The sequence below is a fragment of the Enterococcus sp. AZ188 genome, from assembly GCF_050544075.1.
Classification (GTDB): Bacteria; Bacillota; Bacilli; order Lactobacillales; family Enterococcaceae; genus Enterococcus_D; species Enterococcus_D entomosocium.
This window is the reverse complement of sequence record NZ_CP172943.1, coordinates 1,019,435-1,032,234: the sequence shown is the minus strand read 5'-3', so window position 1 is coordinate 1,032,234 and position 12,800 is coordinate 1,019,435. Positions and strand designations below refer to the sequence as shown.

14 protein-coding genes and 1 other RNA gene are annotated in these 12,800 nt (G+C 41.8%); 8 read left to right on the top strand and 7 right to left on the bottom strand.

The annotated features are described in order from the left end of the window. Window positions 1–44: 44 nt before the first annotated feature. Together IGI86_RS04770 and IGI86_RS04765 are read left to right on the top strand one after the other, a co-directional pair. Entirely contained in the window at window positions 45–782 is a 738-nt protein-coding gene (locus tag IGI86_RS04770) for a hypothetical protein (protein WP_005237197.1), read from the top strand. Beyond that, complete coding sequence (locus IGI86_RS04765; RefSeq protein ID WP_005237198.1) at window positions 761–1,234, top strand: hypothetical protein; 474 nt, start codon at window positions 761–763, stop codon at window positions 1,232–1,234. The genes IGI86_RS04770 and IGI86_RS04765 overlap by 22 nt, the downstream gene beginning before the upstream one ends. 119 nt (window positions 1,235–1,353) lie before the next feature. On the opposite strand, the gene IGI86_RS04760 is transcribed toward IGI86_RS04765, so the two are convergent. Genes IGI86_RS04760 through IGI86_RS04750 form a run of 3 tightly spaced genes read right to left on the bottom strand, consistent with a single transcriptional unit; the run spans window position 1,354 to window position 3,858 of the window. Continuing rightward, the gene (locus IGI86_RS04760) at window positions 1,354–2,814 is read right to left on the bottom strand and encodes a sensor histidine kinase (protein WP_005237199.1); all 1,461 of its coding nucleotides are present in this window, start codon (window positions 2,812–2,814) and stop codon (window positions 1,354–1,356) included. Beyond that, entirely contained in the window at window positions 2,814–3,527 is a 714-nt protein-coding gene (locus IGI86_RS04755; RefSeq protein WP_005237200.1) for a response regulator transcription factor, read from the bottom strand. Before IGI86_RS04755 ends, IGI86_RS04760 begins: the two co-directional genes overlap by 1 nt. Continuing rightward, window positions 3,508–3,858, bottom strand: coding sequence for an SdpI family protein (locus IGI86_RS04750; RefSeq protein WP_005237201.1), 351 nt, complete (start codon window positions 3,856–3,858; stop codon window positions 3,508–3,510). The genes IGI86_RS04755 and IGI86_RS04750 overlap by 20 nt, the downstream gene beginning before the upstream one ends. Before the next feature lie 145 nt (window positions 3,859–4,003). Between IGI86_RS04750 and IGI86_RS04745 the strand changes: the two genes are divergently transcribed. Then, window positions 4,004–4,774: a Cof-type HAD-IIB family hydrolase gene (locus IGI86_RS04745; protein WP_016613911.1), complete on the top strand. Its 771-nt coding sequence runs from the start codon at window positions 4,004–4,006 to the stop codon at window positions 4,772–4,774. Between the two features lie 62 nt (window positions 4,775–4,836). After that, window positions 4,837–5,200, top strand: a transfer-messenger RNA (tmRNA) gene (gene ssrA, locus IGI86_RS04740). Window positions 5,201–5,523: 323 nt separating this feature from the next. On the opposite strand, the gene IGI86_RS04735 is transcribed toward ssrA, so the two are convergent. Beyond that, a complete protein-coding gene (locus tag IGI86_RS04735) occupies window positions 5,524–5,739 on the bottom strand; it encodes a helix-turn-helix domain-containing protein (protein WP_034872498.1) in 216 nt (71 codons plus the stop codon). A 114-nt stretch (window positions 5,740–5,853) separates the two neighbouring features. Between IGI86_RS04735 and IGI86_RS04730 the strand changes: the two genes are divergently transcribed. The 3 genes from IGI86_RS04730 to IGI86_RS04720 all read left to right on the top strand — a co-directional run bounded on the left by IGI86_RS04730 (window position 5,854) and on the right by IGI86_RS04720 (window position 8,279). Next, window positions 5,854–6,153, top strand: coding sequence for a hypothetical protein (locus tag IGI86_RS04730; RefSeq protein WP_016613909.1), 300 nt, complete (start codon window positions 5,854–5,856; stop codon window positions 6,151–6,153). Window positions 6,154–6,300: 147 nt separating this feature from the next. Continuing rightward, on the top strand, window positions 6,301–6,669 hold the full coding sequence (locus IGI86_RS04725; RefSeq protein ID WP_005237205.1) for an ACT domain-containing protein: 369 nt from the start codon (window positions 6,301–6,303) through the stop codon (window positions 6,667–6,669). Window positions 6,670–7,178: 509 nt separating this feature from the next. Continuing rightward, window positions 7,179–8,279 carry a mandelate racemase/muconate lactonizing enzyme family protein gene (locus IGI86_RS04720; RefSeq protein ID WP_005237206.1) on the top strand — a complete coding sequence of 367 codons (1,101 nt, stop codon included), beginning with the start codon at window positions 7,179–7,181 and terminating at the stop codon, window positions 8,277–8,279. A 53-nt stretch (window positions 8,280–8,332) separates the two neighbouring features. On the opposite strand, the gene IGI86_RS04715 is transcribed toward IGI86_RS04720, so the two are convergent. Beyond that, a complete protein-coding gene (locus IGI86_RS04715; protein WP_008377640.1) occupies window positions 8,333–9,748 on the bottom strand; it encodes a glycoside hydrolase family 1 protein in 1,416 nt (471 codons plus the stop codon). Window positions 9,749–9,763: 15 nt separating this feature from the next. Beyond that, window positions 9,764–11,068: a PTS sugar transporter subunit IIC gene (locus tag IGI86_RS04710; RefSeq protein ID WP_061053887.1), complete on the bottom strand. Its 1,305-nt coding sequence runs from the start codon at window positions 11,066–11,068 to the stop codon at window positions 9,764–9,766. A 170-nt stretch (window positions 11,069–11,238) separates the two neighbouring features. On the opposite strand from IGI86_RS04710, the gene IGI86_RS04705 reads away from it, so the two are divergent. Next, on the top strand, window positions 11,239–11,940 hold the full coding sequence (locus tag IGI86_RS04705; protein ID WP_042890247.1) for a GntR family transcriptional regulator: 702 nt from the start codon (window positions 11,239–11,241) through the stop codon (window positions 11,938–11,940). A gap of 49 nt (window positions 11,941–11,989) precedes the next feature. Here IGI86_RS04705 and IGI86_RS04700 read toward each other — a convergent pair whose 3' ends face one another. After that, window positions 11,990–12,757 (bottom strand): serine hydrolase, encoded by a 768-nt coding sequence (locus IGI86_RS04700; protein WP_144330723.1) that lies wholly within the window; start codon window positions 12,755–12,757, stop codon window positions 11,990–11,992. Window positions 12,758–12,800 lie beyond the last annotated feature (43 nt).

Sequence of the window (12,800 nt, the reverse complement as noted above, 5' to 3'; positions counted from 1 at the left end):
TCAAACTCCCCTTTTATACTATGTACTAGGATGAGGTGACTTAGATGAAAACTATACATTTTGCGATTGCCAGCATTTTTTATCATAAAAAAGCCATGGTGCTTTATACGCTTGTATCCTTCTTTGCCGTGATTGGCTTGATCGTGACGTTTGCCTTGATCTATTCGATGGATCAAGTGATCGCTCAAACAAGAGATCTCTTGGCGACAGAAGATCTGCAAACGAAAGTAGCCGAAGAGATCCAACCAGTCACGACAATCTATCATCAACTGTTCTATTTGATTTTTAGTGCCTTTACACTGGTCTTTATTGGCTTTCAAGTTTACTATCAATTATATAAACGCTCGGAATACACAGCTTGGTTAGCAAGTGGCGCCACCACCAGACAATGGGTAGCGATGCAGATCATTGAAATGCTCTTGCCGCTCTTAGCAGCCGCTGTGATCGCCTTTGTCTTATTGCTACTCTTCCAGCCTTATTTCCAGCGGGAATTACTCAGTGGGCATATCATTGCCCTTGATCGAGAGCGTGCTTCTGATAACTTTTGGGAGGCTGTACAAAGTCTTCCTGGACAAGAATTCGCCATTACGATTCCGCAGAATAGTCAAATTCTGGTCCAAAATGTCGATTTGAACAGCACCACTTGGCTTGCTATTTTATTTGAAAGCACACGCCACACACTTGTCGTCTTACTTGCCGCTGTTACCAGTTTTACTGGTTTGATTGCCAGCGGACATAGTCTGTATTGGAGGAAAAAACAATGGAAAAACCAACTCAGCTAACGAAACCAATTGGTTTCTATTATGTTTCGAAAGACAATGAAACAAAAACTTCTGAATTAAGTTTGCTGCTTTCACAAAAAAAAGCCATCTTGATTCGTGCTCAATGGCCTTCCGTTCCCTTTTTATCCGTCATGGACAATGTATCTCTTGCAAATAAAAAAGGGGGCGATTTAGAGGGTGTTCTGCCTTATGTTCAGCTTCCCTTATCGGCTTTGAAAAAAGAGCGGACAGAATTAGGCCCCTTTGAGGAGATCAAAATTCAGCTGCTCTTAGCGTTACTTTCAGAAAGAGAAACCCTTTTAATCGAAAATGTCTTGAGCACGTTAACAACAGAAGAGGTCCAAATCCTGCTACCTTTGTGCCAAGAAATCGCCGAACAATTTGCTGTTGCCATCTATTTGATCCATGAAGACGAATGCTTTGCCCATACGCCCTATACCACTTATCTATAGTTTACATAGCCCTCATACAAAAAGGCTTGCTTGCAAAAGCAAGTCTTTTTGTATGAGGGCTGCTGCCAATGAACCGCAAAAAAATCGACCGGCTAAGCGAATTGCTGCCGGTCGATTCCTTATTCTTCATTTAAGTCGATATCTGGAAAAGAGATTTTAAAGGTCGTGCCTTTGCCAAGTTCACTTTCTACACTGATCTTTCCTTTGTGCAGGCGTACGAGCTGTTCAACGATTGATAAGCCTAGACCTGATTCGCCAAATTGACGGTTTTTACGGGACGGATCGACTTTGTAGTAACGATCCCAAATATTTTTGACTTGTTCTTCAGACATACCGATCCCCGTATCACTGATTTCGATAATCGTTTCTAAATAGCCTTTTTCTATTCGGACCCGAATTTCTCCATCTTCCGTAAACTGGATCGCATTTTGTAAAATATTGACCATGATCTGGACGAAACGATCATAATCCGCGTAGACATCGATTGGCTCGGTTGTTTCTAAAATCAGCACATCTTTGGCAATTTCTGCCTTGCTCTCCAGTTGCGTCAACAGATTTTTGATGGTTTGCGTCGCATCAAATTTTTTGATGACCATCGAGATTTGATTGGTCCTGATTTTTTCGTAGTCAAGGTTTTCGTTGACTAATCGAATCAAGCGATTGGTTTCATTTTTCATCAAGCGGATCGCATTGTCTTTTTGATTCTCAGGAATTGCGTTGTACTCTAAGCCCTCCAATAAGCCATTGATGGTCGTCAACGGGGTACGCATCTCATGAGAAGCATCCGCCATAAATTGCCGACGACGTTCTTCTTGCCGTTCAATTTCTTCTTGGGATTCTTTTAAGGATTTCGTCATTAAATTAAAATCTTCGGCTAATTCATCAAATTCATCCCGATTATGCACCGGCAAGAAAATATCAAAATTGCCATTAGTAATTTCTTTGGTTGCTCGTTTCATTCGATTGATCCGTCTTACTTGGAACGTAGCGAAAAGGTAACTGATCAATAATGAGACAACGATCGAGATCAAACAAACTTTAAACAAGTTTTGATTAAAAGCACTGACAAGATTCAAAATACTGCTTGCCGATTGCGAAACCACCATTACACCGTAAAAATCCGTGCGATTGACAGAAAAAGGTATCAACACATAGGAAGTCAGTTCTTTTTCCCCGTATAAATTTGTGGCGGAAGTCAGTTGTAGACGCGCCCCATTTTCTAAGGATTGCCAGTCTTTTTCAGAGATCGGAAAATCAACAGCATGAGCGGTATCTAGTGGATAAATAATGTCATCAGGACTTTTAAAGAAAGCAAAGGAGATATCTTGGTTGCTCAAAATATTCTCAGCCAAACGCAAGGAATACTGTAGATAGCCATCCCGGGTCATATTTTGCTGTAAATATTCTGAATCACTGATTTGCGAAATCGTCGCGACCGACGAAGCATACCCCATTAACTGCTCATAATTCCGTTCTTGTAACGTTTGGCGTGTCATTTGAGTAAACGCAATACCAATCGTCATCAAGATCACGAAGATCACCACGAAAAATGCAATCAGCTGTTGATACAGGTAGCGCATTAAGCAGCACCCGCATCATCAAATTTGTACCCAACGCCCCAGACGGTTTGAATGATCTGTGGCCCCACTTTTTCAATTTTTTGTCTTAGTTTTTTGATGTGTGCATCAACGGTCCGTTCATCGCCAAAGTATTGGTAATCCCAAACCAGTTCTAACAGCTGTTCTCTCGAAAACACTTGTCGCGGTTTTTTCGCTAACGTATAAAGCAAATCAAATTCTTTCGGCGTCAACCCATCGATGGGTTTGCCATTTAAATAGGCTTCCCTTGTTTTTGTGTTCATTTTGAAATGATCGGTGACGATATCAAAGGTGGCATCGGAAGCTTCAGGTGTTGTTTTTTCAACCAATTCACTGCGGCGGTGTAATGCCTTGATCCGTGCAATCAAGGTCAATGGACTAAAGGGTTTCGTCACATAGTCGTCCGCCCCCATCTCTAACCCGATGACTTGGTCGCTTTCTGAATCACGGGCCGTCAACATAATAATAGGAACTGTACTAGAGATTTTACGAATTTCGCGCGCCACCATCATGCCGTCCATGGAAGGAAGATTCAAGTCAAGGGTGATCATATCCCACTTGTCTGGTTCAGCAGCAAAGGCCTCTAGTCCTTCTTTGCCATCGTATTTAAATACTGCTTCCCATCCTTCATTCAAGAAAAACATTTGCATCATTTCAGAAACAGATTCATTGTCTTCAATCATTAATATATTCATTTTCTTCACCTCTATGTTCTTTATCAAATCGTTGCAGATTTTCTTCGATCAGGCCAAAGATCGGCACGATGAACCAAGGGATCACGATCATTTCAACTAGAAAAAAATTGGTCCATTCTTGCCATTTCAAGACAAACCCAATGAGCGCCATGATTCCGCCAAAAAGCAGAAAGAATCGGGCAGATAGTTTTTGGGCCTGTCGCCAATTGCGTTCATTTTGTTTTGCTAGATAGGAACGGTATCCATAAATAAGGTTCATTTTTTTTGATGGAAAAAGAAAAAAAGTGAGACCAATCAAGAAAAAAATGCTGCCAATTACTAAAAAAATCATCGTTTCACTCCATTCTTCCTATAGTATACTCGAATTTCTTTCTTCTACCAACAACTTCACCGATTATTCATAAAGGTTTGCCTTTTTTTCAATCTTTGATAAGATTGTGAGTGGACTATGACTATAAACCTTAGGAGTAAGATACATGACCTATAAAGCATTAACTTTTTTTGATCTTGACGGTACACTTTTAGATGCGCACTCGCAAATCACTTCGGAAATTGCTGAGGCGATGGCGAGGTTACGAAAAAACCAAGTACTGCCGATCATTGCAACAGGCAGAACCGAACCTGAAGTTACCGCTATTCGTGAAGCAGCTGGTATTACCTCGAACATCGTCATGAACGGTGCTTTTATCCGCATTGATGGCAAAGAAGTTTTTTCCGATACCCTTGAGCCTGAGCTTTGCGCAAGGATGTACCAAGCCGTCAAAGACAATGGCGATGAGCTGTGTTATTACAATGAGAAAGGCTATTGGGCGACTGGTCACACCGAGGAAATGGTTGGTGCATATAACTACGTCCGTAGCCCTCTACCAGAAATCGATCCTCTGCATTATGAAACTGATCGGACCAATATGTTGTTGGTTTTAGGTGTCGGCAACGATGCTTATTATCATGAGCGTTTTCCCGAACTAACTTTTTATCGTAATACGCCCTTTTCAATCGATGTCGTAAAATCCGGGACTTCTAAAGGGACTGGCGTAAAAACCTTGGTAGAATTATTGGGTCTAGAAGATGTACCTACCTTTGGCTTTGGTGACGGCAGCAACGATTTCGCCCTTTTAGAAGCTTGTGACCACAAGATTGCAATGGGAAATGGGATTCAAGAGTTAAAAGAGCTGGCAGACTTCGTGACCTTGAAAAATACCGAAGGCGGGATCGTACACGCCCTGAAACATTTTGACTTAATCTGATTCTTTGCACATGCACGAAAATATGGTATACTAGTGAATGGTAGCGATACCCCTTTTATCAAGGGGATGTTACGGATTCGACAGGCATAGTTGAGCCTGAATTGCGCTTCGTAGGTTACGTCTACGTTAAAACGTTACAGTTAAATATAACTGCTAAAAACGAAAACTCTTACGCTTTAGCTGCCTAAAAACAGTTAGCGTAGATCCTCTCGGCATCGCCCATGTGCTCGAGTAAGGGTCCTATTCTAAGTGGGATACGTTTTATCTTTCCGTCTGTAAGATAAAAAAGAGATCATCAGACTAGCGATACAGACTGCCTGTCACTCGGCAAGCTGTAAAGCGAATCTACAAATGAGTTGACTATGAGCGTAGATTTTTAGGTAGCAATATGTTTGGACGCGGGTTCGACTCCCGCCATCTCCATTTTAAACTGTCAGTAAGTGACACTAAGAGCCAAAACCTTGATTTTACAGGGTTTTGGCTTTTTACTTGTGCCAGTATGTGACACTATTTGACTACCAATCTAAATAGTTTTTTCAAAAGCACGCAAAAAAAATCCCGCCACTCCGAAAAGTGGTGGGCTAGAAGTGATGCCGTCCGCTGGCGTGCTTCCTAAATCCTTCTGTGTCGCCTTCTCTGATTTCTATAGGATATAAAAACAAAGAGAACCTTAGAATAGTCACGTCGCTACAGTGTGATTACGATATTCTAAGTGTTCTCTTTTTTGCCTTAGCCTACTTTTCAAAAAGTTATTTTTTCGTGAGTCTGATAATTTCTGAAATATCGTCAATTTCTAATGCATTAGCGATTCTTTCAATATGTTGAAGGTAAACTTTCTCTCGTTTTCCATTTGCCAGCTTATTAATAATCGAAGGTTCAATATCCGATAAGCGTGCTAACTCTCTTAGAGAAATTCCTCGGCTTTTTACAAGCTCTTTTAAGCCTATTTCTATTCTTCTGTTCATGTGTTCCCCACCTTTTCTGCAAACAGATGTTGTTCCTAGAGACATCATATAGTAAAATAGGATTAAAAGTGGTGTCTATACAAACATCAATAAAATCAGAATGGAGGCGTTACGTTGAAAGAAATAGAAAAGATGGGTATTAAGACGAGTAATAAGCAGCCGGTAAAAGAAATTAGCTACCAGGACATATATGGTTTAGGAGATACTTTGGAGCAATTGAAATCTTGGCAAGAACCACTCGGTGTATTAGAAAAATTTTTCAGTGACAAAAAAAGACCCGTGAATAAGCAGAAAATCATCCGAGATTATCATGCCTGCTCCTTATTATTCCATGTTTTTCTCACAGACTTAGGTAGCTCCCTCGAAAAACTGGAACTCCAGATTGGTGATTTAAAGACTCGAAGAAAAGTTTAATACCAGAACGATAGGTTGAGCTCCTATCAAGGTATAGACTATCGTTCTCTTTGCTAATTGGTTTGATAATTGAAAATGTTTAACAGCTTATTCCCTTAGTTCTTCCCATTTGATATGATGAAAGCATCAAACGAAGGACGTGATTAGATGAAACTAACCTTACTGGCTCCCTCTTTTTCTGTCATCCAAGTAAAGAGTATTGATCCTTCGATACTGAAGATTGTTCCTCTTTTTTTTGCCCATACGTCAGAAGAACTTTCTTTGGTGTTACCAACTGCAAACGTTCCAGCTGAAACGCTAAACAGAGAAGATGGATGGAAAGCGATGAAAATAATTGGTGTGCTGGATTTTAGCTTGATTGGCATTATTGCAAAAATCTCTTCCCTTCTAGCCGAGGAGTCAATCAGTATTTTTGCTGTTTCTACCTTCAATACTGATTATATTTTAATCAAGGAGCATCAGGTAGAACAAGCTCGTACTGTTTTAACCGCCAATGATTATTCTTTTGTCAATTGAGAAAAAACTTTTTCTTCCTTACTACAAGTTACTCTCGATCGCTTTATGAAATACAAAAGAACGACTGAACCAAAGAAGTTCAGTCGTTCTTTTGTATTTCACTTGTCGTTGAAGAAAGATAAGAGTACTGGGTATCCCAAATAAAAGACTTCCCCAAGCTTTCATTTTCCCCAGTACTCTTCATTGCTCGTTGTTAAGATAATCATAATACAAAAATGATTTTTATTCAATAACTATGCTTTAAAAATAAACAAAATGCTATTTTGTGACAATTTATAGGGGTTTCACTTCATTTCTAGCTAATATTCCCTATATCTGTTTATATTCTAAATCGTTACGTGAAGCATCAGTTGATGAGATGCGATCCCTTCGATAGCGATCCTCCTTCTTTTAAAGTTTTGAATTTGAGGAAATTCAGCCTTGTCAATCTCGCATTCCCATGCTAACATGAATATGCAAACGTTAACATTAAAATGCACACGTGAACATTAGTTTGAGGAGGATTTTTAATGGCAAAAATTACAGATGTACAAACAGCGTATTATCGGATACCTCTTCCGGAAATCATGGAAGATGCGAAGCACGGCTTACACACCCACTTTGAAGTGCCTATCGTCAAGATCGTTACTGATGAGGGACGTGAAGGTGTGGGCTATACGTATACTGGTGGCTTCGGTGGCGAATCGATTGCCAAACTGATCGACAAAGAACTAAAAGCAATCCTCTTAGGGAAAGATCCAGCATGTGTGGAGGCCTTGTGGGATCAGATGAACTGGGGCATTCACTATGTTGCCAGAGGCGGTTTAGCGAGTTTCGCCATTGCGGCTTGTGATATTGCCTTATGGGACTTACGCGCGAAAAAAGCACAAGAACCCCTCTACAAACTTTTAGGCGGCGCAAGTAACAAAGTCAAATGCTATGGTGGTGCGATCGATCTAAACTTTTCTCTTGAAAAACTCTTAGCCAATAATCAAAAATATTTAGACATGGGATTAAAAGCGGTCAAAATCAAATTGGGCCAAAAAACACTTGCCGAAGATATTGCTCGAATAAAAGCGGTCAGAGAATTGATTGGTCCCGATGTTGTCTTTATGGTGGATGCCAACATGAGCTGGTCTGTTGAAAAAGCGATCAAAGCCGCCAAACTGATGGCGCCTTATGACATTTTGTTCCTTGAAGAACCAACAATCCCCGAAGATTACGAAGGCTACGCTCGTATCGCTAAAGAAGGGCAAATTGCAGTCGCAGGCGGGGAAAACTTGCGCACCCCTATTGAGTTTGCTCATATGATCAAATATGGCAATGTCGATTTTCCACAACCCGACGCTTCCAATTGCGGTGGGATCACCGGCTGGTTGAAAATTGCTGCCTTAACACAAACAAGTAACTTATCTGTTTCTACACATGGCATGCAGGAATTACACGTCAGTCTACTGGCGGCGATGCCTAATGCTGGGTATCTTGAAATGCACAGTTTTCCAATCGATCAATACACCACGAGACCATTAGTGATCGATCCATCCGATGGCCGTGCGATTGCACCAGAAGAACCAGGGATTGGTGTCATATTTGACTGGGAGAAACTTGCTCCTCATAAACAACCCTTTTAACTGAAAACCCACGATTATTTCCTTTAGGATTAGGAAATAATCGTGGGTTTTTATTACAGAATCAATGGCTTTTCTTCAAATGGAAGCCACCGTTCATCAATAAGGGAACGATACCAAGCGGCTGATTTTTTTAATGACCGGGTCCGTTCTTCATTTAACTCAATTCGGACGAGACCATAGCGGTTCTTAAATGCATTCATAGGTGAAACACAATCGGTAAATGCCCAAAGCATATAGCCTTCGCAGTTGGCGCCTTCCTCGACGGCTTTTAGCAGCCAGTAAAGATGTTCGGTAATAAACTGAATCCGATAATCATCTTGGACTTGACCTGTGGCATCCATATACTGTTCTTCATTTTCCCGCCCCATACCATTTTCAGTGATCAGCCATGGAATATTGCCATAATTTTCTTTAAGATAATTAGCCATATCGTACATGACCTTCGGATAGATTTCCCAGCCACGGGAGTTATTCATTTGTTTTCCTGGCAAATCAAATGTCTCATAAAACATTTCTGGATGAAATGGTGTATCCGAATGCCATTGATATCGTGGTGCCCGCACGCGTTTCGGGTAGTACTGATTGACACCTAAGAAATCCACCGTATGGGTGCGGATCGTTTCCAAATCTTCTTCTGTCGGATCAAAGTAGATGTCATAGGTTTGGCAAAGTGTGATAAGTTCCTCTGGATAATGACCTTTGACCATTGGATCAAAAAAGATCCGGTTGAAAAAGAGATCATACATTTTTTGCGCTTTTTGATCCTCCGGTGAGGAAGAGCGTGCGTAAACCATTTCTGGATTTAGCACACAACCGATGCGCCCCTCGTAGCCCTTTTCATGATAGACAGCCACCGCTTGGGCGGACGCCAATACTTTGTGATAGTTCCAAAGCATCCATTTTTTTGTGTTTTGCTCATGGGGCCAGCGGATCGCATCGAGATAGCAACGAGTCTGAATAACGATCGGCTCATTGAAGGTAAACCACTGTTTGACTCGATCACCGTAACGCTCGAAGGCGATTTCGGCATAACGGGTATATAGATCGACCACTTTCCGCGAGCTCCAGCCATCATAGGCATCCATCAAACTAGCTGGCAGTTCATAATGTTCCAAACAAAGCATCGGTTCGACGCCAGCCGCAAGCAATTGGTCGATAAGCTGATCGATATGAGCAGCATAGTCTTCGTCAACGATCAGCTGTTCATGGTCGGTAAAGAAGCGCGCCCAGTTGATCGATGTTCGGTAATGGGTCAAATGAACCTCCTGCATCAGTTCAACATCCTCTGAAAACTTTTCCATAAAATTCGTCGCAACAGCCGGCCCGTAGCCATTATGCCAGACAAAGCGTTCTTCTTTGTACCAGCGGTCGAGATACGAATCTTGCCCTTCTTTCTTTCCTTGCCAGCCTTCTGTCTGCCAAGCAGACGAAGCAGCCCCTAAAATAAATGTTTCAGGTATTTTTACCATTTTTTTAAAACTCCTTTATGCAACTTCATTGGTCGTACGATTCATTACCAAAACAAAAGGTAGATAGATCAAAATCGCCACGACAATACAGATCACTTGCGTGATCACAGCCCCGATATCCCCAGCAGTAGCTAGATAAGCATTGACGATCGGTGGCATCGGCCATGGGACCATTACCACCGCTTTAGCGGCAAAGCCTAGACTTGTCGCCACGTACCCAATCGTTCCTGTTACTAACGGTGTCAGGATAAAGGGAATCGCCAAAATGGGATTCAGCATAATTGGCATTCCGAAGATCACTGGCTCATTGATATTGAAAATCCCAGGTGCTAATGACAATTTAGTGATTTGGCGCATGTCCTCCCGTTTACCGACGATCAAAATTGCAATCAGCAAACCAATCGTCACGCCAGAGCCGCCCATACTCATATACATATCCCAAAACGGCATCGTAATGATATTGGGTACTTCTTTCCCAGCTTCAAAAGCTTCCGTGTTGACGGCGATCGCTGCCAGCAACAATGGTTCTCGAATGGGTTTGACCATCTGGTTCCCATGAATCCCGATGACCCAAAAGACTTGTGCGATAAACATCAACAACAAGATGCCTGGTAAGCCTTGGACGATTCCTTCCAGTGGTCGTTGGACGACATTGTAGATGATATCGTAGGCATACATCCCTGTGAGTGCTTTGATAGCAAAACCAGCGGTGGCGATGATGGTCACGGTGAAAATCGTTGGAAACAATGCCGAAAAACTTGCCGAAACATTCCCTGGAACACTATCAGGCATCGTGATCTGCAGCCGTTTTTGTCTTCCTAGCCACGCATAAAGCTCGATGGAAACGATTGCAACGAACATGCCTAAAAATAGACCTTTCGTGTCCGTGTATTGCTTAGCCAGCACGTTTTCGGCAACCACCGTCGCATCTTCGTGCAAAAATTCAAAGATCATTGGATTAACAGAAAGATAAGACATCACGGCGATGATTCCTGGAAAGACCCCAGAAATCTTATTTAGTTTTGCTAGCTCAATCCCAATCAAAAACACTGCATAGATCGTTAAGAAACTCAATGTCACATAACTGACCGCAGATGAGATTGGTTTTAAACTTTCTAAAAAGCGCAGTACCTCGATTTGTGCCAATCCATTTTCAGCATCAAAAACCATTGCTGAAAACAATGTACCAAATGCCCCTGTAATGATTACTGGAATCAAAGCAGCAAAGGCATTTTTAATGACCATGATGTAGCGTAAATTGTTGATCCTGTTGGCAAATTTTCCCAAAACGTCAGCGAGTCGATCCATAAATCCTTGCATAAAACTCCCTCCTATACCTTATTCTTCAATTGATGGAAAACGATTACATTACAAATGTAATTCATTTATTGAAGAATGTAAACGCAGGAAAAGCCTTTAAAACAGGGTATGTAAAGCTCCACGTTTACATACTTCGTTTTATCACTTATTATTATTTTGAGGTGAAGCAAATGGCGAACTACCATGACATCGCTGCCGATTTACGGAGCAAAATCAATCACGGGTTTTACGAAGAAGAGAAAAAATTGCCGAAGCAATCCGAACTGGCTGCGGATTATCAAACGAGCCGCGTGACGATTCAAAAAGCATTGAATATTTTACAAATGGAAGGCATTATTTACGGTAAAAAAGGCACGGGTACGTTTATCAGGGATTCCTATTCAACCTTCGATTACAACGCCAAGATCAATCGCGGGCTGACCAAGCGCCTTGGAGAAACAGGAAAGATCACCAGCAAGATCATTTCTTTTGCCATTCTTTTTCCCGATGAGAAAGAACAAGAAAAACTAAACATTCGCAGTGACCAGCAAATTTATGATATCGTTCGTTTGCGTCTATTTGACGATATACCCGTTGTTTTAGAATATACCATCATGCCGCTTCATGTCATTCCTGGCATTACCGAAGAAGTCTTAGCCTCTTCCGTCTATAGCTACATCACGAACCAACTCCACTCCTCGATTGGAACATCTGTCCGTCGTATCAAAGCGGATCGTGCAGACACCTACGACCAGCAATACTTAGCTTGTGCTGCCACCGATCCCATTTTAGAAGTGGAACAAACGGTTTACCTCGGCGATGGGACGCCTTTTGAATTTTCCCAATCACGGCACCGCTATGATATGGGGGATTTTATTGTTGTAAATAATTAATACGCTGCGTATCGATCCTCACTCAGAGGCACTCGATACGCAGCGTATTTTACTTAAAATACTGCTGATAGACTGTTTGACCAATTTCTCTTAGCCAACTGATCCCTCGGCCACTACCGGCTTTATCATAGGAAAATGCCGCAATGATGATCGTCGTTTCATTGGCTTGTAAATATGCTACATCGTGTTCGATGCGGTCAAGACGACCTGTCTTATTAAAAATGCGGCAAGAAGGCTGCGCAGTTTCAGCAAAATTCCCCGCTAATCCATCTTGAAATTGCTGCTGATTTAAAGGTGAAAATCCTAGTGCAGCTTCTTCTCGTTCCACACACCTTAGTAGCAGTTTGGCAGCCACCGAGGGTGTCAAGCGGTTCTCTTTGTCTTTGATCGGTCGCATCATATACCGTTCAAATTGGATCTCCGGCTCCTGAATCCATGCCTGAAGCGTGGGCAACCCTACTAAGTCCAATAGTACATTGGTCGCAGTATTATCAGATACGGCGATCATTGCCGTGAGAAGTTCACTGATGGTCCAACCTTTCTTCTGAGGAAAAAGACGGATCACCCCAGCACCCCCTGTCAGATCAACAGGGCTCACACAAATTACCTGTTGGGGATCGATCTTTTTTTCGATGATTTGTTCAAGATAATACGCGTACAAAACAAGCTTACTAATACTCGCTGCCGAAAACGACTTTTGACCCTGATAGTCAACAAGACATTCCGTTGGCGTACCGATCCATACCCCCATTTCCAACGTTTCCTGGTAGTTTTTTAGAATAGGATCAATTGCTACACGCAAGTCATCTTTTCCCATCAAATGCCCCTTTCCTTATGATCATGAAAAAAATGTTCATGAG

Coding starts and splice junctions, on each gene's coding strand:
- IGI86_RS04755 (WP_005237200.1), bottom strand. CDS start 3,527: ATGAATATATTAATGATTGAAGACAATGAATCTGTTTCTGAAATGATG.
- IGI86_RS04735 (WP_034872498.1), bottom strand. CDS start 5,739: ATGAACAGAAGAATAGAAATAGGCTTAAAAGAGCTTGTAAAAAGCCGA.
- IGI86_RS04710 (WP_061053887.1), bottom strand. CDS start 11,068: ATGCAAGGATTTATGGATCGACTCGCTGACGTTTTGGGAAAATTTGCC.
- IGI86_RS04765 (WP_005237198.1), top strand. CDS start 761: ATGGAAAAACCAACTCAGCTAACGAAACCAATTGGTTTCTATTATGTT.
- IGI86_RS04725 (WP_005237205.1), top strand. CDS start 6,301: ATGAAACTAACCTTACTGGCTCCCTCTTTTTCTGTCATCCAAGTAAAG.
- IGI86_RS04720 (WP_005237206.1), top strand. CDS start 7,179: ATGGCAAAAATTACAGATGTACAAACAGCGTATTATCGGATACCTCTT.
- IGI86_RS04750 (WP_005237201.1), bottom strand. CDS start 3,858: ATGATTTTTTTAGTAATTGGCAGCATTTTTTTCTTGATTGGTCTCACT.
- IGI86_RS04715 (WP_008377640.1), bottom strand. CDS start 9,748: ATGGTAAAAATACCTGAAACATTTATTTTAGGGGCTGCTTCGTCTGCT.
- IGI86_RS04745 (WP_016613911.1), top strand. CDS start 4,004: ATGACCTATAAAGCATTAACTTTTTTTGATCTTGACGGTACACTTTTA.
- IGI86_RS04700 (WP_144330723.1), bottom strand. CDS start 12,757: ATGGGAAAAGATGACTTGCGTGTAGCAATTGATCCTATTCTAAAAAAC.
- IGI86_RS04760 (WP_005237199.1), bottom strand. CDS start 2,814: ATGCGCTACCTGTATCAACAGCTGATTGCATTTTTCGTGGTGATCTTC.
- IGI86_RS04770 (WP_005237197.1), top strand. CDS start 45: ATGAAAACTATACATTTTGCGATTGCCAGCATTTTTTATCATAAAAAA.
- IGI86_RS04705 (WP_042890247.1), top strand. CDS start 11,239: ATGGCGAACTACCATGACATCGCTGCCGATTTACGGAGCAAAATCAAT.